Annotated in this window: 18 protein-coding genes; 7 read left to right on the forward strand and 11 right to left on the reverse strand. The window is 45.3% G+C overall.

The window, feature by feature from the left end:
• Positions 1–80 precede the first annotated feature (80 nt).
• Positions 81–2831, reverse strand: coding sequence for a DNA gyrase subunit A (gyrA, locus tag CKQ84_RS20390; RefSeq protein WP_105253124.1), 2751 nt, complete (start codon positions 2829–2831; stop codon positions 81–83).
• Positions 2832–3216: 385 nt separating this feature from the next.
• On the opposite strand from gyrA, the gene ubiG reads away from it, so the two are divergent.
• The 5 genes from ubiG to yfaE all read left to right on the forward strand — a co-directional run bounded on the left by ubiG (position 3217) and on the right by yfaE (position 9060).
• Complete coding sequence (ubiG, locus tag CKQ84_RS20395) at positions 3217–3927, forward strand: bifunctional 2-polyprenyl-6-hydroxyphenol methylase/3-demethylubiquinol 3-O-methyltransferase UbiG (RefSeq protein ID WP_105252557.1); 711 nt, start codon at positions 3217–3219, stop codon at positions 3925–3927.
• A 1-nt stretch (position 3928) separates the two neighbouring features.
• Positions 3929–4600, forward strand: coding sequence for an HAD family hydrolase (locus CKQ84_RS20400; RefSeq protein ID WP_105252558.1), 672 nt, complete (start codon positions 3929–3931; stop codon positions 4598–4600).
• 503 nt (positions 4601–5103) lie between these two features.
• Positions 5104–7392, forward strand: coding sequence for a class 1a ribonucleoside-diphosphate reductase subunit alpha (nrdA, locus tag CKQ84_RS20405; protein WP_105252559.1), 2289 nt, complete (start codon positions 5104–5106; stop codon positions 7390–7392).
• A gap of 74 nt (positions 7393–7466) precedes the next feature.
• On the forward strand, positions 7467–8597 hold the full coding sequence (gene nrdB / locus CKQ84_RS20410) for a class Ia ribonucleoside-diphosphate reductase subunit beta (protein WP_028759863.1): 1131 nt from the start codon (positions 7467–7469) through the stop codon (positions 8595–8597).
• Positions 8598–8634: 37 nt separating this feature from the next.
• The gene (gene yfaE / locus CKQ84_RS20415) at positions 8635–9060 is read left to right on the forward strand and encodes a class I ribonucleotide reductase maintenance protein YfaE (protein ID WP_105253125.1); all 426 of its coding nucleotides are present in this window, start codon (positions 8635–8637) and stop codon (positions 9058–9060) included.
• 377 nt (positions 9061–9437) lie between these two features.
• On the opposite strand, the gene CKQ84_RS20420 is transcribed toward yfaE, so the two are convergent.
• Complete coding sequence (locus CKQ84_RS20420; RefSeq protein ID WP_105252560.1) at positions 9438–11456, reverse strand: NADPH-dependent 2,4-dienoyl-CoA reductase; 2019 nt, start codon at positions 11454–11456, stop codon at positions 9438–9440.
• A 165-nt stretch (positions 11457–11621) separates the two neighbouring features.
• On the opposite strand from CKQ84_RS20420, the gene sppA reads away from it, so the two are divergent.
• The gene (sppA, locus tag CKQ84_RS20425) at positions 11622–13469 is read left to right on the forward strand and encodes a signal peptide peptidase SppA (protein WP_105252561.1); all 1848 of its coding nucleotides are present in this window, start codon (positions 11622–11624) and stop codon (positions 13467–13469) included.
• A gap of 137 nt (positions 13470–13606) precedes the next feature.
• Entirely contained in the window at positions 13607–14620 is a 1014-nt protein-coding gene (gene ansA, locus CKQ84_RS20430) for an asparaginase (RefSeq protein ID WP_105252562.1), read from the forward strand.
• Positions 14621–14924: 304 nt separating this feature from the next.
• Here ansA and CKQ84_RS20435 read toward each other — a convergent pair whose 3' ends face one another.
• The 9 genes from CKQ84_RS20435 to CKQ84_RS20475 form a co-directional block, all read right to left on the reverse strand.
• On the reverse strand, positions 14925–15206 hold the full coding sequence (locus CKQ84_RS20435) for a YeaC family protein (protein ID WP_028759859.1): 282 nt from the start codon (positions 15204–15206) through the stop codon (positions 14925–14927).
• Positions 15203–15520, reverse strand: a complete 318-nt coding sequence (locus CKQ84_RS20440; protein WP_105252563.1) for a zinc ribbon domain-containing protein — start codon at positions 15518–15520, stop codon at positions 15203–15205. Before CKQ84_RS20440 ends, CKQ84_RS20435 begins: the two co-directional genes overlap by 4 nt.
• Positions 15521–15532: 12 nt before the next feature.
• Positions 15533–16660, reverse strand: coding sequence for a M14-type cytosolic carboxypeptidase (locus CKQ84_RS20445; protein ID WP_105252564.1), 1128 nt, complete (start codon positions 16658–16660; stop codon positions 15533–15535).
• 225 nt (positions 16661–16885) lie between these two features.
• Positions 16886–17566, reverse strand: a complete 681-nt coding sequence (locus tag CKQ84_RS20450; RefSeq protein ID WP_105252565.1) for a response regulator transcription factor — start codon at positions 17564–17566, stop codon at positions 16886–16888.
• 223 nt (positions 17567–17789) lie between these two features.
• Positions 17790–20309: a TonB-dependent siderophore receptor gene (locus CKQ84_RS20455; RefSeq protein ID WP_105252566.1), complete on the reverse strand. Its 2520-nt coding sequence runs from the start codon at positions 20307–20309 to the stop codon at positions 17790–17792.
• Between the two features lie 1002 nt (positions 20310–21311).
• Positions 21312–22316: a Holliday junction branch migration DNA helicase RuvB gene (gene ruvB / locus CKQ84_RS20460; RefSeq protein WP_028759854.1), complete on the reverse strand. Its 1005-nt coding sequence runs from the start codon at positions 22314–22316 to the stop codon at positions 21312–21314.
• 47 nt (positions 22317–22363) lie between these two features.
• Entirely contained in the window at positions 22364–22981 is a 618-nt protein-coding gene (gene ruvA / locus CKQ84_RS20465; RefSeq protein WP_028759853.1) for a Holliday junction branch migration protein RuvA, read from the reverse strand.
• Positions 22978–23499 carry a crossover junction endodeoxyribonuclease RuvC gene (gene ruvC / locus CKQ84_RS20470; protein ID WP_006081743.1) on the reverse strand — a complete coding sequence of 174 codons (522 nt, stop codon included), beginning with the start codon at positions 23497–23499 and terminating at the stop codon, positions 22978–22980. Before ruvC ends, ruvA begins: the two co-directional genes overlap by 4 nt.
• Positions 23500–23602: 103 nt before the next feature.
• Complete coding sequence (locus CKQ84_RS20475) at positions 23603–24349, reverse strand: YebC/PmpR family DNA-binding transcriptional regulator (RefSeq protein ID WP_105252567.1); 747 nt, start codon at positions 24347–24349, stop codon at positions 23603–23605.
• Positions 24350–24499 lie beyond the last annotated feature (150 nt).

Below are 24499 nucleotides of genomic sequence, written 5' to 3' on the forward strand. Positions count from 1 at the left end.
CTAAAACGAACAATGCTATCAACATCAATGCCATTAAAAAAACGAGCGTCCAATTGGACGCTCGTTAATATGACACTTAATTACTCTTCGTCTTGCTCATCATCAGCAAGTTCGTCTTCATCTTCGTCCAACTCTTCTTCGTCATCCAGCGCTTCTTCAAGCGCCTCGTCAGCTAATTCGCCTTCGACAATGACAGGAACAATCGGTAAACCGTTTTCATCCAGTTCGACTTCATCTTCTTCAGTTTGGATTTCGTCGATACGTTGTAGGCCGACCACTTTCTCGTCGCCCGCAGTACGGATAATCGTTACACCTTGAGTGTTACGGCCAATGATAGACACGCCGCTCGCAGGTGTACGCACTAAGGTACCTTTATCACTGATAAGCATCAGTTCGTCGTTAAGACCGACTTGAACAGCCCCAACAACAGCGCCGTTACGTTCGCTCACCTTGATTGAAACCACACCTTTAGTCGCACGGCTCTTCGCAGGGTATTCAGACAGTTGAGTCCGTTTACCGTAACCGTTTTCAGTCACTGTCAGAATCGCGCCATCGCCTTTGGGTACAATAAGCGACACGACTTTCTGACCTTCTTCTAAACGGATACCACGAACGCCTGTTGCAGTACGGCCCATAGGACGTAAGGACAAGACCTCTTCACCGGTTTCAGGATCGGTTTTCACTTCGCCAGTTTCAGAATCACGAACTTTCTCACCAAAGCGAACCACTTTCCCTTCGTTCGAGAACAACATGATTTCGTCATCACCGTTAGTGATATCGACACCGATCAGTTGGTCACCGTCTTTGAGGTTAACGGCGATAATACCGTTTGCACGTGGATTGCTATAAGCAGTTAGTGCGGTTTTCTTCACAGTACCGTGTGAGGTCGCCATGATGATGTACTTGTCCGCAGCGTATTCACGTACTGGCAGAATCGCAGTAATGCGCTCGCCATCGGATAACGGCAACAAGTTAACAATTGGACGACCACGGGCCGTACGGCTCGCTAATGGCAGTTGATACACTTTGAGCCAGTACATCTTACCAAAATCAGAGAAGCACAAAATGGTGTCATGGGTATTGGCAACTAACAGCTTCTCGACGAAATCTTCGTCTTTCACTTTCGTCGCGGCTTTACCTTTACCACCACGGCGCTGGGCTTGGTAATCGGTCAATGGTTGATACTTGGCATAACCTAAGTGCGACAGTGTTACCACAACGTCTTCTTCGTTGATCAAGTCTTCAAGACTCATATCGACTTCGTTGGCATTGATCACTGTACGGCGCGCATCACCATATTCTTCAAGGATTTGAACTAATTCTTCCTTGATCACTTCCATCAAACGCTCAGGACTGCGCAAAATAAACAGCAGACCCGCGATAAATTCGAGCAGTTCTTCGTATTCGGCGATGATCTTATCGTGTTCAAGACCGGTTAAACGGTGCAAACGCAGTTCCAGAATGGCCTGAGCTTGTTGCTCAGTCAGGAAGTATTGACCGTCACGAATACCGTATTGTGGCTCTAACCACTCTGGACGCGCGGCGTCATCGCCCGCTTTTTCCAGCATGCCTTGAACGTGGCCTAATTCCCAACCTTGCTCAACCAATTTCACTTTGGCATCCGCAGGCGTTGGTGAGGCTTTGATCAGTGCAATAATCGGGTCAATGTTAGCCAGTGCAACCGCCAGCGCTTCCAAAATATGGGCACGCTCACGGGCTTTACGCAGTTCGAATACAGTACGACGCGTCACCACTTCACGGCGATGCAGAATAAAGCATTCGAGCATTTCTTTAAGGTTAAACAGTTTAGGCTGACCATTGGTCAGGGCCACCATGTTAATCCCGAAAGAACACTGCATTTGCGTTTGAGCATAAAGGTTATTTAGTACAACCTCGCCCACTTCACCGCGCTTAATTTCGATAACGATACGCATACCGTCTTTATCAGACTCGTCGCGTAGGCCGCTGATCCCTTCAAGCTTTTTATCTTTAACCAGCTCGGCAATCTTCTCGATTAAACGGGCTTTGTTTACTTGATATGGGATTTCAGTGACGATTATACGCTCACGGCCATTATCTTCGGTTTCCACATCTGCCAGAGCACGCATGATCGCGCGGCCACGGCCAGTTTTATAGGCATCAATAATGCCTTTACGGCCGTTGATAATCGCTGCAGTGGGGAAATCCGGACCTGGAATGTATTCCATCAACTGTTCAATCGACAGTGAAGGTTCTTCAATCAATGCCAAACAGCCTTTCACAACTTCCGTTAGGTTGTGTGGTGGGATGTTGGTTGCCATACCTACCGCAATACCCGATGAACCGTTAATTAACAGGTTAGGTACGCGTGTAGGTAATACAGCTGGGATCTGTTCTGTGCCGTCGTAGTTAGGGACGAAATCCACTGTCTCTTTTTCAAGATCAGCTAGTAATTGGTGCGCTAACTTATCCATACGGATTTCGGTATAACGCATTGCCGCCGCTGAGTCACCGTCGACCGAACCGAAGTTACCTTGGCCGTCTACTAAGGTGTAACGCAGTGAGAATGGCTGGGCCATACGGACGATAGTGTCATAAACAGCAGAATCACCATGGGGGTGATATTTACCGATGACGTCACCGACCACACGGGCTGATTTTTTGTAAGGCTTGTTCCAATCGTTCTTCAATTCACTCATGGCAAACAGAACGCGGCGATGAACCGGCTTTAAGCCGTCGCGCACGTCTGGTAATGCACGTCCCACGATAACGCTCATGGCGTAATCAAGGTACGAATTCTTTAGTTCGTCTTCGATATTAATTGGCGAAATAGATGATGCCAGATCAGTCATAAACTGCTCGTTCCCCTGAAAAATAGCCGACAACGTATAATCCGTATCATTGCCTAGCCCAAAAACGTGATTTGGCATTCTAACACAGTTATTTAATGTCGCCAGACCTATCATTATCGAATTGAGAGTCTGGTGGCTTAATAGATGAAAACACTGTCAATTTGGTCGTTTGAGCGATAAACAAGCGTTGAAATTCACGGCTTACGATGAGGAAAAATCGTCAAAGGGATAAAGTAAAAGGTCGATACGGAGCACAACAATTAACATAAAAGCAGATAACTGCTGAAAATTCACTCAACCACAAGGGCTTAGCTCGGTCGAGCACTTTGTTTATCAAACATAGTCGTTATAATAGCCGCACAATACAGCTTCTTCAGGTAATAGCATGCATCAGAATACCAATGTAGACCCACAGGAAATCGCAAAGTTTGAACGTATGGCCGAAACTTGGTGGGATCTCAACGGCGAATTTAAGCCGCTGCATCTATTAAACCCGCTGCGCTTAAACTATATCGATCAAACCGCTGGCGGTATTTTCGGCAAGAAAGTGCTCGATGTCGGCTGTGGTGGCGGCATATTGTCTGAAAGCATGGCCCGCATCGGCGCCGAGGTTGATGGCTTAGATATGGGTGATGAGCCCTTAGAAGTCGCCCGCCTACATGCCCTCGAAACGGGCGTGAGCATTAATTATGTAAAAAATACTGCCGAGGCCCATAGCCAAGATCATCAAGCCTATTATGATGTGGTGACCTGCATGGAAATGCTCGAACATGTACCCGATCCACAATCTGTGATCAAGGCTTGCTGTGACATGGTTAAACCCGGTGGTCATGTGTTTTTCTCCACCATCAACCGCAACATTAAATCCTACGTGCACACCATTTTAGGCGCGGAATATTTGCTAAAAATGCTACCAGTTGGCACCCACGAGCATAAAAAATTCATTAAGCCTTCAGAGCTGATTGAGCTAGTAGATAATACCGATCTTATCTGTACCGATGCCTTAGGGGTAAGCTACAACCTATTGACGGGCATTTTTAAGTACACGCCTAAGGTTGATGTGAATTACATGATAGCGACGCGTAAGGTTGATTAATATGAGTCTGGCACAGATCAAAGGCGTACTGTTCGATCTCGACGGCACCTTAGCCGATACCGCGCCGGATCTAGTGCAGGCCCTCAATTTAAGTCTTCAAGACGTCGGCATCGCCGCGCAGCCGTTAGCGGCCATGCGCTACGCCGCATCCCACGGCAGTTTTGCCTTAGTCGATGCCGCGATCCCCAATGCAGCGGATGATCTTCGTACTCAAGTACAGCAAGGGCTGCTCGCCCACTATCAGCGCATTAATGGCGATCATTGTGCGCTATTTACAGGCATAGCGGTATTACTCGATTGGCTCGAGTTAACTCAGCTGCCGTTTGGGGTCATCACCAACAAGCCTGCGCGCTTTACCCGTCCCTTATTGCGAAAACTGAATTTACACTTGCGTATGCCCGTTATCATCAGTGGCGATTCTACAAAACACCCAAAACCCCACACTGCACCAATGCTGTTAGGCGCACAACAACTGAACTGTGCTCCAGAGCACATTTTGTATCTTGGGGATGCCGAGCGAGATTTGCTCGCGGCCAAGGCTGCTGGCATGTTAGGCGGCGTGGCCCTATGGGGTTATCTGGGCGTGAACGACAAGCCATTGCAATGGCCTGCGCACGCGCATTTTGCGAGCCCAACTGAGCTACATCAAGCACTAATTGAAGCATTGGCTTAACAACATCAACCAAAAACAGCGCCTACAATGCTCACGAATAAGGCATCCAATACGTAACTTCACTGACGAACATCAGTGTGTCAGCATACTATTTATGACCCACGGAAAAAGTCAGGCGGATAAAAGATCGGCACTCGTGAGCGATCGCGATCTAAAGAAAAAGATCGCCTAAAAATCCCCCATGAGTGTGACACGCTAACCTGAAATTGAGCTTCAAGGTTAGTCGTTACTAACGCAAAATTTTATCCTCACGTTATCCACAAGATGTCCCCTGAATTCAGACTTGCAAATAGGGGCAAACCTCACTATCTTGTATCCCATATAATTTAAAACACCATATCTTGTGTATAGGTAACAATCAGACACACTAGAAGCTCGCCGCTTAATTGACTCGTTTTTAACCAGTCAGCTGTATTTAAGGGACGATTATTGATTGTTTTACAAGGATACGTACGGTGATTTTGCTCACCTAAATACATATAAGAACCAAGGCCTATCTCCAAATGAATAGCACTATGACAGTCACAAAACGCTGTGGCGATCGTGAGAATATCGATCTCGAAAAAATACACCGCGTAATTACTTGGGCAGCCAAGGGATTAAAAAACGTTTCTGTTTCTGAAGTTGAACTTCGCTCGCACCTACAGTTTTTCGATGGCATCCCAACCGAAGCTATCCATGAAACCATTATCAAGGCTGCGGCGGATTTAATTTCTCCAGAATCACCGGACTATCAGTTCCTTGCTGCCCGTTTAGCGGTGTTTCATTTGCGTAAGAAGGCCTTCGGTCAGTTCGAGCCGCCCGCATTGTATGCTCACGTGACTAAATTGGTTGAGCTGGGTAAATACGATCAACACATTTTAAGAGATTACACCCGCGAAGAGCTGGATGTGATGGATACCTATATCGACCATTGGCGCGATATGGATTTTTCCTACGCTGCGGTAAAACAGCTTGAAGGCAAGTATTTAGTTCAAAACCGTGTTACCCACGAAATCTATGAGAGCGCGCAGTTCCTTTACATTTTGGTTGCGGCTTGCTTGTTTGCCCGTTATCCAAAAGAGACGCGCCTGAAATACGTTAAAGATTTCTATGACGCGGTATCAACTTTTAAACTGTCGCTGCCAACGCCAATTATGGCTGGTGTGCGCACCCCAACGCGTCAGTTCAGCTCTTGCGTACTGATCGAATGTGGTGACAGCTTAGATTCCATCAACGCGACCGCTTCGTCTATCGTGAAATACGTCAGCCAACGTGCGGGTATCGGTATTAACGCCGGTCGTATTCGCGCCTTAGGTAGCCCAATCCGTGGTGGTGAAGCCTTCCACACAGGTTGTTTACCTTTCTATAAGTATTTCCAAACCGCAGTGAAGTCGTGTTCTCAAGGCGGCGTGCGTGGCGGTGCTGCGACCCTGTTCTACCCTATTTGGCACTTAGAAGTCGAATCTCTGCTGGTATTGAAAAATAACCGCGGCGTCGAAGACAACCGTATCCGTCATTTAGACTACGGTGTGCAGTTGAACAAAGTGATGTATCAACGTCTGATCAAAGGCGAAAACATCAGTTTATTTAGCCCATCTGACGTGCCTGGCTTGTACGATGCTTTCTTTGAAGATCAAAATGAGTTTGAGCGTTTATATCTGCAATATGAGCAAGACAGCAGCATTCGTAAGAAAACCATAAAAGCCGTTGAGCTGTTTTCACTGATGATGCAAGAGCGCGCCTCAACGGGCCGTATCTACATTCAGAACGTGGATCACTGCAACACTCACAGCCCGTTCGATTCAAAAGTCGCGCCGATCAGACAGTCTAACCTGTGTCTTGAAATCGCCCTGCCGACTAAACCATTGAACAACATCGATGATCCTGAAGGTGAAATCGCGCTTTGTACGCTGTCAGCACTTAACTTAGGTTCTATCAAAGAGTTATCTGATATTGAGCCATTAGCCGACCTCGCCGTACGCGCACTGGATAATCTATTGGATTATCAAGATTACCCTATCAAGGCCGCGCAAATCGCCTCGATGAATCGCCGTACTTTAGGTATAGGCGTGATCAACTTCGCTAACTATTTAGCGAAAAATGGCATGAAGTATTCTGATGGTAGCGCGAACGCTTTAACCCACAGAACCTTCGAAGCGATTCAGTACTATTTACTGAAAGCCTCAATGAACTTAGCCAAAGAGCAAGGTGCGTGTCCGTTATTCCACGAGACCACTTACTCTCAAGGTATTTTGCCAATCGATACCTACAAACGTGACCTAGATAAAATTTGTGCTGAACCATTGCACTTAGACTGGGAATCACTGCGTAGCGATATCAAGCAATATGGCCTGCGTAACTCAACGCTGTCGGCATTAATGCCATCAGAAACCTCGTCGCAAATTTCCAATGCGACCAATGGTATTGAGCCACCACGTGGACTTATCAGCGTGAAATCGAGCAAAGACGGTCAGCTAAAACAAGTGGTACCTGATTTCGATACACTGAAAGATAGCTATGAATTGCTGTGGAAAATGCCAAGCAACGACGGTTACTTACAGCTGGTGGGTATTATGCAGAAGTTCGTTGACCAAGCGATTTCGGCTAACACTAACTACGATCCTTCACGTTTTGAAGGCCGTAAAGTACCCATGCAAACCCTGCTGAAAGATTTGCTCAATGCTTACAAGTTAGGTGTTAAAACGCTTTACTACCATAACACTCGCGATGGTGCGTCGGATTCACACGATGACATCACCAATTTAGAGAAAGAAGATGACGGTTGCGCCGGCGGCGCATGTAAAATCTAGTCTTTAACTTTAACGTTAACGGTTTTATAGGGATCCCTATTTAGTGGATCCCTATCCATTGGAAAAATAGCACCATGGCCTACTCTACCTTCTGTCAAACACCTAACGATGCCACCCGTGAACCTATGTTTTTAGGTCAATCGGTCAACGTGGCGCGTTACGATCAACAAAAATATGAAGTGTTCGAAAAACTGATAGAAAAGCAGTTATCTTTCTTTTGGCGCCCGGAAGAAGTAGACGTCAGTCGCGATAAGATTGACTACGGTGCATTGCCTGATCATGAAAAACACATCTTTATTTCAAATCTGAAATACCAAACCCTACTCGACTCGATTCAAGGCCGCTCGCCCAATGTGGCCTTTTTGCCGCTGGTGTCACTGCCTGAATTAGAAACCTGGATTGAGACTTGGTCTTTCTCTGAGACGATTCACTCGCGCTCATACACCCACATCATTCGTAATATCGTTAACGATCCTTCAGTGATCTTCGACGATATCGTCGTGAACAAAGAAATCTTAAGCCGTGCGACCGATATCGCCGCTTATTACGATCACTTGATCCAACTGACTCAGATATTCCATTTACTCGGTGCTGGAACTCATGTCATCGATGGCAAAGAAGTCATAGTCAACACCCGCACCCTGAAAAAAGCCTTGTACCTGTGCATGATGTCAGTCAACGCCCTAGAAGCCATTCGTTTCTATGTTAGCTTTGCCTGCTCATTTGCCTTTGCTGAACGTAAGCTCATGGAAGGTAACGCGAAAATCATTCGCTTAATCGCCCGTGATGAAGCCTTACACTTAAACAGCACTCAGCATATTTTAAGCATCATGCAAGGCGGTAAAGACGATCCAGAAATGGGTGAAATTGCTGCAGAATGCCAACAGGAAGCTTTCGATTTATTCTTCAAAGCCGCAGAGCAAGAAAAAGAATGGGCCAAATACCTATTCAAAGACGGCTCTATGATAGGTTTGAATGAACAGATCCTGTGCCAATACGTTGAGTTTATTACTAATCAACGCATGAAGTCGGTGAATCTACCGCAACCATACCCAGAAATAACCAATCCATTACCTTGGATGAAAAACTGGTTAGAAAGCGATGCAGTGCAAGTTGCACCACAGGAAGTTGAAGTCTCTTCATACCTTGTCGGCCAAATCGACTCCGCGGTTGATGGTGATGAGTTCCTCGACTTCGATCTCTAAGACGCTCAAAAGTGACATTAAAAATGGCATTGCAACAGTGACATCGAAAAAACGACCACAAAACCTGTTTGCGAAGGCGCCAATCGTGCGCCTTCAAGGTCAACCTGTGTTGCTCTTTACCGAGCAACAAGGCACCTTGTTGCAAGCGCTCGAGGCAAAAAACGTCAAAATCTTCTCAGAATGCCGCAACGGTTTCTGCGGTGCCTGCAAAACACGCGTCATCAGCGGAAAAGTCAGCTACTTAAACGAACCCTTAGCCGAACTTAAACATGATGAATGTTTGCCCTGCTGCTGTGTGCCAACCGAAGATTTAGAGCTGGACTTGTCACCTGAAGGTGCAGCTGTGGTCACCTATGCGTGTCAATCTCATCAGAATAAAGCCAGTTTGGCTAAGCCAAAGCAAACACAAAATGTAGCAAGTGACACACGCACGCAGAAACAGGCAGTGTTTGAAGACTCATAACGGCAAGACTCGATTGTTCAATAAGCTGCTTTAAACAAGATGTAGCGTTAAAAGCAAAAATCGCTTTAAAACAAAAATGAGCTCTTAAACAAAGAGTAGCTTTAAGACAAACAGCCCCTTTCAATACAGCCTTATTCAATCCGCGCCATTAGATACCAAACGTTTTAAAACCCACTATTTTCCCTTCTCTCTATTTTCAATGCATTCACACTAAAAAACCTAAAACAAACTAAAACAAACTAAAACAAACTAAAACAAACTAAAACAAACTAAAACAAACTAAAACAAACTAAAACAAAAAAGCCTGAACACAGGTTCAGGCTTTCAGGATCTAAAATTGAATACTTAACGCTTAAAACGTAAGGCTTATCGACTTTCTATAAACGCATTGCCAGTTCAGCGCCTTGGCGGATTGCACGCTTAGCATCAAGCTCTGCCGCAACATCTACGCCACCAATCAGATGCACAGGCAGGCCCGTTGCTTTCATCTCATCTACTAACGTGCGATTCGATTCTTGCCCAGCACACAAAACGACGTTATCGACGGCCAGCACTTCAGCGGTTTCACCCACGCGAATATGCAGTCCAGCATCATCAAACTTGTCGTAACTCACGCCCATTTTCATCTTCACATCATGTTGCTTAAGCACAAGACGGTGGATCCAGCCGGTGGTTTTGCCTAAGCCTTTGCCCATCTTCGACGTTTTACGTTGCAGTAAAAACACCTTACGATGATCAGTATTGTCGGAATGAGGTTCAGTTAGGCCGCCCGCATGCTGGTAAGTTTTATCTATGCCCCACTGTTGCAGCCATTTATCGGGGTCCAAGGTGCTCGACTGGCGCTCACACAAAAAGTGCGCCATATCGAATCCTATACCGCCAGCGCCAATCAAGGCCACCGTATTACCAACAGTCACTTCACCCGAGAGCACTTTTTGATAATCGACCACCCGTGGGTCGTCAAAACCGGGTAAGACTAAATCACGCGGCACAACGCCTGAGGCGATTACCACTTCATCAAACGTTTCCGTCGCCAGCACACTGGCATCGAGGCGAGTATTTAATCTCAGCTCCACCTTATGCAGCTTAATTTGGTTAATGAAATAACGAATAGTCTCGTTAAACTCTTCTTTCCCAGGAATTTTACGGGCGAGATTAAACTGACCACCCACCTCAGATTTCGCTTCAAACAAGACAACGTCATGGCCACGCATGGCGGCATAAACAGAAAACGCCATGCCCGCAGGGCCTGCCCCCATCACCGCAATACGCTTTTTATTTGCAGTGGGTAAGAAGTTGATTTCAGTCTCATAACAGGCGCGAGGATTCACTAAGCAAGTTGCGCGCTTGAGGGAAAAAGTATGATCAAGACAAGCTTGGTTACAGCCAATGCAGGTGTTGATAAGCTCCGGCGTGTTCGCCGCAGCCTTATTCACAAACTCAGGATCAGCAAGGAAAGGCCGCGCCATCGACACCATGTCAGCTTGACCAGAGGCGATAATCTGCTCACCAATCTCAGGGGTGTTAATGCGGTTAGTCGCAATTAAGGGAACAGAGACAGATTGTTTGAGCTTTTCAGTTACCCACGCAAAGGCTCCACGGGGCACGCTTGTCGCAATGGTCGGTACTCGCGCTTCATGCCAGCCAATGCCCGTATTTAGAATGGACACGCCAGCTTGCTCTAACCACTGGGCGAGCTGCACCACTTCATCCCAAGTTGAACCGTTATCCACTAGATCGAGCATAGATAAACGGAAGATAATGATGAAGTCTTTTCCGACTTTTGCCCGTATCGCGTTAACAATCTCAATTGGGAATTGCGCCCGCTTTTCAAACACACCGCCCCATTCATCGGTGCGGGTGTTGGTGCGCGCACTGACAAACTGATTGATCAAATAGCCTTCAGATCCCATCACCTCAACACCATCGTAACCCGCTTTCTTGGCAAGGGCGGCGGAACTAGCGTAATCCTTAATGGTCGAGCGCACTTGGCGACTAGACATAGCAGACGGCGTAAAAGGTGTAATGGGTGATTTAATCTTGCTCGGTGCTTGAGAAAAAGGATGATAACCGTAGCGGCCCGCATGCAAAATTTGCATACAGATCTTACCGCCAGCCTCATGCACCGCCTGCGTTACCACGCGATGCTTACCCACTTGCCAAGGAAAACTCAGCTGACAGGCATGGGGCGTAAGGCGACCACGAAGATTAGGGGAAATACCACCCGTCACAATCAAACCTACACCGCCCAGAGCACGTTCTTTGTAGAACGCTGCCAGTTTCTCAAATCCGCCCTTTTCTTCTTCCAAACCTGTATGCATTGAGCCCATAAGCACGCGGTTTTTAAGCTGGGTAAATCCCAGATCTAAGGGTTCTAATAAATGGGGAAACGACATTCAAACATCCTTTTAAAACAAGTGATTTAAATCAGCATACCTTGTGTGAAATCTAAGCTCAACCGTTGGATCGAGGCCATCAGTCAAAATCCTTTACAATTGTGTTTAGCCTGTAGCGCCATTTTCAGTTAGCATTGGCAGATTGGACTTATAAAGGAGTGGCAGATGTCCGCTAACCCATCGTTTTTCAAGAGAATATGTTTGTTTATTTGGCACACCCTGAACGGGACACGTAAACTCATCCTCAATCTAATCTTTTTTGGACTCTTAGCCGCAATCATTATCTCCATTGGCAGTAGCGAAGATATCCAAGTTGAAGATAATTCGGCACTGGTGCTTAATTTAGCCGGCTCTATTGTCGATCAGAAACAACAAGTCGATCCCTTAGAAGCCGCATTCAAACAAGGCCAAAATGCCAACGCCGATGGTGAAATCCTACTCGCCGATGTGCTTTATGTCATTGACAATGCAGCGCAAGATCAACGTATTAGCGTACTAGTGCTCGATCTGGTCGATCTTAAACGTGCTGGGATCAGCAAACTACAATCTATCGGAAATGCACTCAATCGCTTTAAAGAGAGCGGTAAAAAAGTCATCGCCATCGGCAACTACTACGAGCAAAATCAATATTTCCTCGCCAGTTTTGCCGACACCATTTACCTCAATCCCCAAGGCGGTGTCTCGCTTGATGGCCTGAGTATGTACAACCAATATTTCAAATCGGCCTTAGAAAAACTCAAAGTCAAAGCGCATATTTTCCGCGTGGGGACCTTTAAATCTGCGGTTGAACCCTACATACGTGACAATATGTCAGATGCTGCGCGGGAAGCCAGTAGTGCACTATTAGCCGATGTATGGCAAAGCTACACACAAACGGTTGCTGGCAATCGCAATATCGAACCGAATTCTCTGGTGCCCGACGCAACCACTTATTTGGCAGAGCTCGATAAGGCCAATGGCGATTCAGCCACAATGGCAATTAACATGAAATGGGTTGATAACCTAGCGACCACAGAAGATTTTCGTAAAACCATGCTAGAAACCGTAGGAAAAGCCAGCAGTGGTGACAGTTTCAAGCAAGTCAGTTTTTATGATTACTTAACCTTAGTGACGCCATTGCCCAGCTTTGTAGAGCAAGACAGTGTTGGTATTATTGTGGCAAGTGGCACAATTTTGAACGGCACTCAACCTGCGGGCCAAATTGGCGGCGAAAGTACTGCCGAACTGCTACGTAAGGCACGTTTTGATAAGCACATTAAAGCCTTAGTATTACGTGTTGATAGCCCTGGCGGTAGCGCCTTTGCCTCTGAGCAAATTCGTCAAGAATTACTGACACTTAAAGCAGCGGGTAAGCCCGTGGTTGTGAGCATGGGCAGTTTAGCCGCATCCGGTGGTTACTGGATTTCAGCCAGTGCCGACTATATCTTCGCAACGCCAACGACGCTCACGGGTTCGATTGGGATCTTTGGTATGATCACTACCTTTGAAGATTCATTGGCCAGTATAGGCGTGCATACCGATGGCGTATCGACCTCAGAATGGGCAGGATTATCTGTTACCCGCACACTTTCCCCCCAGATTGAAGCGATTATCCAACGTCATATTGAACGCGGCTATTCAGACTTTATCTCACTGGTCGCCAAAGAACGCAACATGACCATAGAACAAGTCGATAAGATTGCTCAAGGCCGGGTGTGGAGCGGTAAAAAGGCTCTTGAGCTTGGCTTAGTCGATGAACTGGGTGATTTAGATGAGGCGATTGCTAAAGCCGCTAAACTCGCGGATATGACGCTATTTGACACCCGCGTCATCGAACAAGAGCTGACACCCGAACAAAAATTCATGCAGCAGATGTTTGCCTCAGTATCGAGCTACCTGCCCGCCTCACTAAGTCAGTCATCGATGTTAGAGCAAATGCTACAACAGTGGACTAGCAGTTTGAAAACGTTAACCTCTTTTGATGATCCAAATAACGTCTACATCTACTGTGATACTTGCAATATGATGAACTAAATCTGCCAGCGTCTAGGTTGCAGCTCGCAACTTCAAGATGATGACAAAGACAAAGCCCGGATCTCCGGGCTTTTTTATTGGGTTTATGTCAGTAAAATCGTATAATTCGGCCACTTGAAGCTAAGAAAACGACAAGAATGACTAAACGCTCCATTTATGTTGCCTATACTGGCGGCACCATCGGTATGCAAAAGACCGATAACGGCTTTGTCCCCGTCGCGGGATTCCTGACTCAGTGCGTGCAATCTATGCCTGAGTTTTACCATGAAGAAATGCCGACATTCGTCATCCACGAATACTGCCCGCTTATCGACTCTTCCAATATGGCACCAACCGATTGGCAGATGATCGCCGACGATATACAAGCCAATTATGATAAGTACGATGGCTTTGTGATCCTTCACGGCACAGATACCATGGCATACACAGCTTCGGCACTGTCGTTTATGCTGCAAGGCTTATCAAAACCTGTAATAGTGACGGGCTCGCAAATTCCCCTCGCCCAGCTGCGCTCAGACGGCCAAACCAATTTATTGAACTCACTCTACATAGCGGCGAATTATCCAGTCGCTGAAGTGTGTTTATTCTTCAATAACAAACTCTTTAGGGGTAATCGCTCGACTAAGGCCCACGCCGACGGCTTCGATGCTTTCGCCTCACCCAACTTCCCGCTACTGCTTGAGGCGGGGATCAAAATCAATCTGCGCGCAGGCAAGATCACGGTAGCTAACGATACCCCATTAGAAGTCGCTCATATCAGTCCGCAACCTGTCGGTGTGGTGACCTTGTATCCTGGGATATCGACACAGATTTTTGAGAACATTCTGCAACAGCCAGTTAAAGCCCTCATACTGCTGACATTTGGTGTGGGTAACGCGCCGCAGGATGCCGCCTTACTCAAAACCTTAAGGCAAGCAGATGAACGTGGCATAGTGCTAGTGAATCTAACCCAGTGTTTCCAAGGGAAAGTGAATATGGGCGGCTATGCCACAGGTAATGCATTAGCCAAAGCAGGCGTGATCAGTGGCGCCGATATGACTATAGAAGCGGCCTTAGCAAAACTGCATTATTTGCTATCTAAAAATTTGCAACCAACTGAGATAAAAGCGGCCATGTTACAAAATCTAGTCGGTGAATTGAGCATAGATTAAAGATAGTGTCTTCTAATCTGTTTGTTGCCCTCAAACGCTAGAAACAAAAAAGCCCATATTTGATGGGCTTTTTTGATTTAAACTCAGACTAGATTTTAGCTCAGACTTAACAGCACTAAATGAGTGTTTATTTTAAGACTTTTGCGGACCAAGAGTTGCATTGAAGTTATTTGATATCAAATCAATGTTAGCATTGATATCACTAACAAAAGATAAAATGCTAATTCCCCTTGCCAACCTCAGACTTACGCCTAATTCCTAATAAAGCACACCTTGCAAGCCGATCTGTGCGGCCAGTCAGAAATTATAAATCCTGCGCTTTAAAGCCGGCAATTGGCTCACCACGGAATTGCTTTTTCAGCTCGGCCTTAGACAGCTCATTAATTTTACCGTCAGATGCAATAGTGAAATGCTCTGTTTGCTCAAGCTTACGTGCTTGATACAACATCACCACCTGCAGAGTCGATTCACGCTGAGTCTCACTCAACACAGTGCCATCCTCCCACTTACCCAGCTCAGCAGCACTGCGAAGCCTTTCATAAACTTCAATGGGCATTTGATCGATCACTTGATTGATATCCGTCATACACTTTTCCGCTTATGTAACACGATTCTGACTCGTGTAATGAGATAACCTACAAAACCAAACACAAAGCATATTCCGGCGATATTCGCACGCATACCTTCGGCGGGTTCCCCACCCCAAAACCAAATCACCACACCAGCAATGAACAAGGTCATAGCAACGAAACTCTGATTCATTAAGCTGCTGGACTTTTGAATATGACTAATGCGCGATAAGGACTCATTGTCGCCATCGGTTTTTGCTTGGCAATGGGGGCATGAAGACGCTTTGCTCGACATACGTTTACGACACACCGGACATTCAATTAATGCCATATCAGCCTCGCCCTAACGTAACTTATCAACAACGGCGAGCATGGCAATTAGCGATGCTTCACCTAAATAAATACTGCGTTCTGGTGACCAACCCACAAAAGGATCGGCCAGATTGTTATTGTCTTTAAACGGCATCTCAAGGGTATTTGATAAACACTTGAAGGTCTGGGCAACCCAATTAGACGCTACGGTCAGATTCGCTTGACCGGGCTCATCTTTATCATACCCATACTGAGTTTGAAAATCGGCACTGGCTAAGGTCAATGCTTGACTAAAGTCCGCTTGCAGCTGCGCGAGTTTATCATTATAAGCGGGGACGCCTTCACAACCCGCTAGAAACACATAAGGTAAGCCTTCATCACCATGCACATCATAAAACAGGTCAACACCCGTTTGCTGCATCTTGTTGACGACGTGATATACCTCAGGGCTTTTTTCTAAACTCGGAGTTTGCCACTCGCGGTTAAGATTAATCCCAATCGCGTTGGTGCGCAGGTGGCCTCTGACACTGCCATCTGGATTCATGTTGGGGACTATATAGAAATTAGCCTTATCAAGCAGCGCCTTTGCAGTGGGACAGTCATTATCGAGTAAACGATTCACTAGGCCTTCAACTAACCATTCAGCCATCGTTTCACCCGGATGTTGTCTGGCGGTGATCCAAATATTGCGTTTAGAAGGATCGCCATTCCCTACTTTCATCAGAGTAATATCGCGGCCATCTAAGGTCAGGCCTAAATGCTCTAAATTGACATCTGGGTGTAACTGGGCGCCGCTGAGTAAATCTAAATGACGCTCATAGCTGTAGGGTGCAAAGTAAGCGATTTGAATAGCATCGCAATCTAACTCTATGCTAATGCTCAGTTTACCGTCTTGATATTGAGTCGGAATACGGAACCAATGCTGGCGATCATAACTGGCCACCGCCTGATAATCTTCCCATCCCTTGGTATAAGAAGCGGTTCCCGCATTGATAATATTCAAGGTGTAATGGTTACCCACCTCACCTTCAAATCGAAAATTGAACCATTGATAAAACTCACCACCCGCATCAGGGCGGATAGCAAGTTGAATATCGTCTTTATTATCAAGATTGACGACTTGGATATTTCCGCCATCAAAGTTGGCACTGATCCGCATAATGATTCCTAATAGGTTGTTAAAACTAAGGGCAATTTAATGGCGTGCGACAGATAGCACACTGCACATTTTATTATATGGCCGATAGAATAAACCAAAACATCCCAAGGGGAAAACGAAAGCCATTAAATTCAGTCAAGACACTTGCAATCGGCCTTTAATTAACCAGTTAACACGCCTAAAATCCACAAAAAATAAGCCTTTCACTATAAGTTAATGAAGATATTAGACCATAAAACTATAACCTTGGCCTCGTACTGTATTAATCAAGTTACGCGGCAAACTGATGTTAGCTAACTTTCGGCGAGTGTTACTAATGTGCATGTCCAGATTACGGTCAAATCGGCCCAAATCTTTCTGTAGCACTGAGCGCTGCAACTCTTGCTTAGTGATGACTTGGCCTTTTCTTTCAAAAAGATATTTAAATAATTTAAACTCGGTTTGGGTCAAATCGACATAGCGGGTGCCAATAGTGATCCTATAACTCATTTCATCGAAGTTAATCACTTTAGCCGCCACAGTCGCCATTTGCGGCGAGTGAGAGTGACCAGCACAGAGACGCCGCTCTAAGGCTCGTAAGCGGACAAAAATCTCTTTTATGCTAAACGGCTTACTCAGAAAATCATCTGCCCCCAATTCATAACCAGTGATGCGATCATCTTCATTGTCACGTGCTGAAATCATCAATACTGGCGTTGAACATTCACGCGCTTTTAGCAACTCAAATCCATTCATCTGTGGCATCACTAAATCAAGCACTATGATGTCTGGAGCAAAACTGTCAATGCATGCCAGACCCTCGATGCCATTAACCGCACACTTAACCTCATGCCCTTGTGTACATAGGGCATCAGCTAACCAAACGCTAAACAATGGATCATCATCGACCAAGAGTATTTTACTCATCCTTAAAGCCCAAACGAGAATCTATATCATTTATATTACCATGCGAATCGAGACGACTCTAGCTCTATTACATTCGTTAAAAAGTGTGATGTTGAAAACTGTGAACAAAATACGATATTAACAACCAATCAACGGATGATTAGCGACTCTAAAATCATCTCGTAAACTCCCAATAAAAAAGCGCCCTAAGGCGCTTTTTAGAAACTAAGAGTCTGAACTTAGCTTAGAATTTAACCGTTACACCACCGTAAATCACGCGGCCGATTGTGTCATATACTTGTGGAACTGTGCCACCATCACTACCGTTAGAAACACGTGATGGTTTTTCATCAGTGAAGTTTTTCACACCTAAACTAACAGTTGTCATATCAGTGATGTGATATGTTCCAGAAATATTGTGGTATAGCACTGAGTCAACATCATAGCCTTTCGCCAAGTCTGTCATCTCACCAATATAACGGTTGAAGTACATAACACTCCAATCATCTTGACCAGCTGAGAGACTGAAGTTATTACGAACCTTAGCGTAAGCACCGAAGTTACCGTCGATAGTATCAGTGTAATCTTTATTATCCTGCTCAAAGTTCAATAAATATGTCGTGTCATTGCTGATTTTCCAATCCAAACCTAAGCCTTCAAAGTTATAGGCTAAGTTAAAATCAATACCGCTAGTATCTTGATAACCTACGTTGGTTAACGCATTCGTTAGATTACGCAAGTCACCTTCTGGGGTAATATTAAACGTTTCACAAGCTGACGTAATGCCATCTTTACAATCATCTAAGCCAGCCTGAGTATCTAAACGGGCGATAGCGTTATCCACTTTGAAGCGCCAGTAGTCTAATGTCAGAGACATACCATCAAGATAGCTTGGCGAATACACTAAACCAGCCGTATAAGACTCTGACTCTTCAGGCTTCAAATCTGGATCAGAAGTGCGGTTTACCAAAATTTGTCCTGGCTGTTCATCATCTGACAACCAAGGATTTGTAAGGTAATCAAACGATCCCGAATTACCACCATATAATTCAGCAACACTTGGAGCACGGAAGCCTGTAGCCGCAACACCCCGAACCATTAAGTCATCTGTTGCAGTGTATGTTAAACCAATTTTCCAAGTGGTCGCTTTACCAAATGTTGAGTAATCGTCTAAACGCAGCGCGAATTCACCCGTTAATTTATCGGTGAAAGGCACACTTACTTCTTGAAAAATCGAAATAACGTTGTAGTTACCATCGGTTGGATCTTGCTGTGCTGCAGTACTTTCACCTGCGACAACAATTGGATCGGGATTATAGAAACCACTCTCACGGCGGTATTCAGCACCAATCGCAAAACCAACGGCACCCGCTTTTAAATCAAACAACTCACCATTCAAGCCCGCAGATAATGTCTGTTGTTCATTACCGCCATTTGCAGCCTCTGTATAACCAACAGCATCTTTCATCGCTTGTGTAAGTGGTGCACCACTCAACCAAGCATCAGAATTAGCATAAATAGCGTTACGCATATCGCTAGCATTGATAGAGTTCTCTACTGCGGTTTCTGCTTTGTTCTTACCAAATGTATAAGTAACATCCCAGTTCATACCTGTATGAACGTCTAAAGCACCCGCTAGACCACCTGATAAACGCCAAGTATCAGTATCCTGAGTATAAATACGAGGACCTACATCATTCATACGTCTAGCATAGAAGACTTGCCCATGATCATCAGGCTTAATACCTGCAGCAATCATATCACTATCAAGTGTTAAACACTTTAATGGATCTGCATCTGGTTGACCACAGACATCAAGATATAGCTGTGCAGGTTGAGCTGCCATTTGCTGATGAGAACGACGGTTGGTATAAATAGCATCTGCAGTTAACACAACATCATTACCCAGCTCTTGAGTCATGTTAGCAAATAAACTGCGACGTTCACTTGGTGTTTGATAGTAGCTATCTTGGGTGAAATCATAAGTCTCTGTTTGTGCTACCCAATTACCATTAGCATCTTGAACCATACCATCTAGTGAACCCGTTGGTATAATTCCACTCGCACCAGGTTTAGTCCAATCACGATCAGATTGGATCACACCACGTCGGTCAGAAAAAGCGGCACCAAAGGTGTAATTACCACCATCGGTGTTAAAACCGTATAGCGCACTGACATCACCACTTTCGCCATCGCCTTTATCTGTACCACTGCCGTTAAAATCGAACTGGAAACCTTCAAAATCTTTCTTCGTGATAATGTTCACTACACCAGCAATGGCATCAGAACCGTAAACCGCTGATGCGCCGTCTTTCAGAATTTCAACACGCGCAATCATAGCGACTGGAATCGAGTTCAGATCCACTGCACTATCAGCGCCTGAACCTGAGTTAACCATGCGGCGACCATTCAATAACACAAGCGTACGTTGTGAACCCATACCACGTAAGTCAACTTGGGCAACACCGTCAGCCCCGTTGTTTGTGGTTGAACCCACTGCCGCACCCGCCATCGAAGTCTGTACTTGCAGCATTTGGTCAACAGAAGTGAAACCTTCAGCTTTGATCGCAGCAGCATCGATAACGGTCACAGGAGATGCTGTTTCCATATCTTGGCGCTGAATCCGTGAACCTGTCACTTCAATACGTTCAACTTTTGCTTTTTCTTCAGCAGCAAATGCGCTTGACGTAACAAATGCACCTGTAGTGATAGATGCAACGATAGCTAAATTAATAGCTGACGCAACTTTCGTTCTTTTGATCATGTATGAATGCTCCCTAGATCTTACTATTATTTTTATGCTTACAGCTTGTACAACTATTGCTGTACTAGTGTTGCACTCGATACTGATGATTCACTTTAACTCCGTCAATGCTCAAAATATTAACCAATCAAAAATTAATGTTAATAAATTTGAGCCAACTTGTTTAATTTTATGATTTTTATTTTCGATAAGACTTAATAAATATAATTAAACAGAGGTTAAACCTTAATTATGATAATTTACCAGTGATTAACACTGTTAACAAATTACTTTTGCGAAACATATTCAATGCCAAAAAGTGTGATACATATCACACTTATTCGATACGGCGAGAGCCTTGAATTGGAATGAAGTATTGATTAACTACCACTTAAACTGCATATCTATAGGCGTGAGCAACTAGAAATAGCCATAATAATTAAGATAATCTCGCTAAATCAGTACATAACAAAAGATACAATCAGCATCAATTGTGTTATTTATGCACAAAAACAAAGCCATCAATAAAAACAAAACAATATCATTACAAATTGTTCCGTATGAAAAACCTAAAAAAGGGTAACTGTAGCGACTATTTGTTTTGAGAATTTAATGGCCTAAATCCAATTTGTTGAATTAATCTCAGAGAAAAAATCAACCTTAATAGTGAAGATCTCAGACTTAAGCTCAACAAACACACCGCACTGATACACTTGTTGATAAATAAAGGGCATCAGTAGATAGCTGTAAATATATAGATTTCTATATGAAAGCTATTATTAATGTCTAAATAACGAGCTGAAAACAGCCATAATACTTTGGAGTTTTGATACAATTTAATAATGAGAATTTATACCTAATACCTATCAACTCATAAAAGCTCATTATCCCCTCCAATTACCGCCCTTAATTTGTTTAAATATCGCTTTTACTTCACCCAAATTGTATGCAAAGGTAAATTTTTCCCATAAAAAAGGCGACTCTCAGGTCGCCTCTTAATCATATAAATCATCAAACTGATATTTACTCGGGTTTGATCAACTCAAAATGTTGATATGCCCGTGCGGTTGCAATACGGCCGCGGGGCGTGCGTTGGATAAAGCCTTGCTGGATCAAAAATGGCTCTAGCACATCTTCAATGGTTTCGCGTTCTTCACCTATGGCTGCTGCTAAGTTATCGAGTCCAACTGGGCCACCCATAAACTTATCGATAATGGCGAGTAGTAACTTGCGGTCCATGTAATCGAAACCTTCATTATCGACATCCAGCAAGTCTAGTGCATGATCGGCAACAAACTTAGTGACAGCGCCATCATGCTTCACCTGCGCGTAATCCCGCACGCGGCGAAGCAGTCGGTTAGCTATCCGCGGTGTACCACGTGAACGGCGTGCGATTTCAAATGCACCTTCAGCATCAATATCCAGTTCCATCACCTGCGCCGAACGCGTGACTATGGTGCTTAAATCTTTGATGTTATAGAATTCAAGCCGTAGCGGGATCCCAAAACGCGCCCGAAGTGGTGAAGTCAAAGCCCCTGCCCGTGTTGTCGCGCCCACTAGAGTAAACGGTGGTAAATCAAGCTTGATAGAACGTGCCGCTGGCCCTTCACCTATCATGATATCCAGCTGGTAATCTTCCATCGCTGGATACAAAATCTCTTCTACCACTGGGCTTAATCGGTGGATTTCATCGATGAATAACACATCACCGGATTCGAGATTGGTCAAAAGTGCGGCGAGATCGCCCGCTTTTTCCAGCACAGGCCCCGAGGTGGATTTAATGTTCACCCCCATCTCGTTCGCCACAATCATGGCTAAGGTGGTTTTACCCAATCCCGGCGGACCGTAAATCAACATATGATCTAAGGCTTCATTACGATTCTTTGCCGCTTGAATAAACACCTTAAGCTGTGCCCGAGTGTCATCTTGACCCGTGTATTCATCGAGCATTTTAGGGCGCATCGCCCTGTCGATGGATTCATCTTGAGCTTGGATCTGCGGCTGGATGAGTCTGTCTGCCTCAATCATTATTATTCCTTATCGCAGCTTTCATCTTAATTATCATCATTGTTCAATTAAAGCATCGATTTAAGGGCGGCTTTGATCAGAGTTTCTGAATCCATGCCCTCTTTGTAGGCTGCAGAAACCGATTTGCTCGCCTGCGGTGGTTTATAACCCAGTGAAATTAAAGCTGAAATAGCATCTTCTTCGGCGCTATTGACTGTCGGCGCGGGTGAGTAATTGGATTGCAGCACGAACTCACGCTCTGAGCCTGCTGAGGCTTCCATCAAGCTCTTGAGCTTATCGCGCATTTCTACCAGTAACCGCTCGGCGGTCTTCTTACCAACACCAGGTAATTTCACTAAGGTCACTATGTCATCGCGCTCAACGCAGCCCACAAATTCTGCGGCTGTCATGCCTGATAAAATGGTCAGTGCAAGCTTAGGACCGACGCCATTGGTCTTGATCAGTAAGCGAAATAACGCCCTTTCCTGCTTAGTGATAAAACCATAGAGTAGCTGTGCATCTTCACGTACCACAAAGTGGGTGTAGACCATAGTTTCATGATTAACTTCAGGCAGCTCATAAAAGCTAGTAAGCGGCATCTGCAACTCGTAACCAACACCGTTAACATCGATCAAAATTTCTGGTGCTTGTTTCTCAACGAGCACGCCCCGTAAACGACCTATCATCTGTACCGTCCGTATGTTCTTGCCGTTGCCCGGCCGCTCAATGCAATTAAACTCTGGCTGGTGTGATAATGACACACAGCAACACCGAGTGCATCTGCGGCGTCAGCTTGTGGGGCTGCGGGTAATTTAAGTAGTTGTTGGATCATGTGTTGTACTTGGGCTTTCTGTGCTCGCCCCGTACCCACGACGGCGCTCTTAATTTGAGTCGCACTGTATTCGGCCACAGGTAAATTGGCGACTGTGGCAGCAACAATGGCTGCGCCGCGTGCTTGGCCTAACTTGAGCGCAGAATCGGCATTTTTTGCCATAAATACGCGCTCAATCGCAAATTCGTCCGGTTGATACTGACGAATAATCTCAGTGATCCCATCAAATATTTGCTTGAGCCTGCCAGGCAGTTCTTCAGACGAAGTGCGAATACAACCACTGCCGAGATAAATCTGATGCCGTCCCTGACATTGGATCACGCCGTAGCCTGTGATCCGTGAACCTGGGTCAACACCTAAAATAATTGCCATTAAATACCTTATAGGGGATCTACATTTGCGTCCCTGTTCCTACGTTAGCGTTTGCGAGCTAAAATTGGCATCAATTGACGCCCTAATTCAGCTAACAGTCAATCTAGCCTAGGCTTGCCATCACATCATCGGAGATTTCCGCATTATGATACACCTCTTGCACATCATCGTGATCTTCAAGGGTGTCGATAAGGCGCATAAATTTTTCGGCGGTTTCTAGATCAAGCTCAGCTTTCGTCGAGGCTATCATCGCGATTTCGGCATTATCCGCCACAAAATGGGCTTTATCGAGCGCCTCTTTCACCGTATAGAAATCAACAGGATCGGTAAACACATCCACAGCACCATCATCATAGCTGACAATATCTTCCGCGCCCGCTTCAAGCGCCGCTTCCATTAATGCATCTTCATCGGTTCCCGGCGCATAGGATAACACTCCACGCTTAGTGAACAGATAAGACACAGAACCATCCGTGCCTAAGTTACCGCCCGATTTACTAAACGCATTACGTACACCACTCACAGTACGATTACGATTGTCCGTCATGGTTTCAACCATCACAGCGGTGCCGCCTGGGCCATAACCTTCATAGAGAATGGTTTCGAGTTGCTGGCCTTCTAATTCACCGGCGCCGCGTTTAATCGCACGCTCAACCGTGTCTCGGGTCATATTACCACCGAGGGCTTTATCGATGGCGACACGTAATCGTGGATTAGAGTCGGGATCTGAGCCACCTTCACGGGCTGCAACGGTTAACTCGCGAATGAATTTAGTAAAGAGTTTACCGCGTTTAGCATCTTGAGCCGCTTTACGGTGCTTAATGTTGGCCCATTTACTGTGACCTGCCATGGGAAGTCTCCTCTACTTAGGTATCATCTAGGTGCCATCGCAAAGCTTATCAAGAGCCGAAGGTGGAATGAGACTAAATAACGGCTATTTACTTAAAGGATTGAACTAACAGATATTGATAAGCGGTGGAATGACGGTTCACTAAAACAA

This window comes from Shewanella sp. WE21, from assembly GCF_002966515.1.
GTDB classification, from domain to species: domain Bacteria; phylum Pseudomonadota; class Gammaproteobacteria; order Enterobacterales; family Shewanellaceae; genus Shewanella; species Shewanella oncorhynchi.

What these genes read in the sequence shown, in the direction of transcription:
- ruvB (WP_028759854.1), bottom strand. Translation starts at nt 22,316, where the DNA reads ATGATTGAGGCAGACAGACTCATCCAGCCGCAGATCCAAGCTCAAGAT.
- CKQ84_RS20440 (WP_105252563.1), bottom strand. Translation starts at nt 15,520, where the DNA reads ATGGCATTAATTGAATGTCCGGTGTGTCGTAAACGTATGTCGAGCAAA.
- nrdA (WP_105252559.1), top strand. Translation starts at nt 5,104, where the DNA reads ATGAATAGCACTATGACAGTCACAAAACGCTGTGGCGATCGTGAGAAT.
- CKQ84_RS20435 (WP_028759859.1), bottom strand. Translation starts at nt 15,206, where the DNA reads ATGACGGATATCAATCAAGTGATCGATCAAATGCCCATTGAAGTTTAT.
- CKQ84_RS20475 (WP_105252567.1), bottom strand. Translation starts at nt 24,349, where the DNA reads ATGGCAGGTCACAGTAAATGGGCCAACATTAAGCACCGTAAAGCGGCT.
- nrdB (WP_028759863.1), top strand. Translation starts at nt 7,467, where the DNA reads ATGGCCTACTCTACCTTCTGTCAAACACCTAACGATGCCACCCGTGAA.
- CKQ84_RS20445 (WP_105252564.1), bottom strand. Translation starts at nt 16,660, where the DNA reads ATGCGGATCAGTGCCAACTTTGATGGCGGAAATATCCAAGTCGTCAAT.
- gyrA (WP_105253124.1), bottom strand. Translation starts at nt 2,831, where the DNA reads ATGACTGATCTGGCATCATCTATTTCGCCAATTAATATCGAAGACGAA.
- CKQ84_RS20450 (WP_105252565.1), bottom strand. Translation starts at nt 17,566, where the DNA reads ATGAGTAAAATACTCTTGGTCGATGATGATCCATTGTTTAGCGTTTGG.
- ubiG (WP_105252557.1), top strand. Translation starts at nt 3,217, where the DNA reads ATGCATCAGAATACCAATGTAGACCCACAGGAAATCGCAAAGTTTGAA.
- ruvA (WP_028759853.1), bottom strand. Translation starts at nt 22,981, where the DNA reads ATGATAGGTCGTTTACGGGGCGTGCTCGTTGAGAAACAAGCACCAGAA.
- CKQ84_RS20400 (WP_105252558.1), top strand. Translation starts at nt 3,929, where the DNA reads ATGAGTCTGGCACAGATCAAAGGCGTACTGTTCGATCTCGACGGCACC.
- sppA (WP_105252561.1), top strand. Translation starts at nt 11,622, where the DNA reads ATGTCCGCTAACCCATCGTTTTTCAAGAGAATATGTTTGTTTATTTGG.
- ruvC (WP_006081743.1), bottom strand. Translation starts at nt 23,499, where the DNA reads ATGGCAATTATTTTAGGTGTTGACCCAGGTTCACGGATCACAGGCTAC.
- CKQ84_RS20455 (WP_105252566.1), bottom strand. Translation starts at nt 20,309, where the DNA reads ATGATCAAAAGAACGAAAGTTGCGTCAGCTATTAATTTAGCTATCGTT.
- CKQ84_RS20420 (WP_105252560.1), bottom strand. Translation starts at nt 11,456, where the DNA reads ATGTCGTTTCCCCATTTATTAGAACCCTTAGATCTGGGATTTACCCAG.
- ansA (WP_105252562.1), top strand. Translation starts at nt 13,607, where the DNA reads ATGACTAAACGCTCCATTTATGTTGCCTATACTGGCGGCACCATCGGT.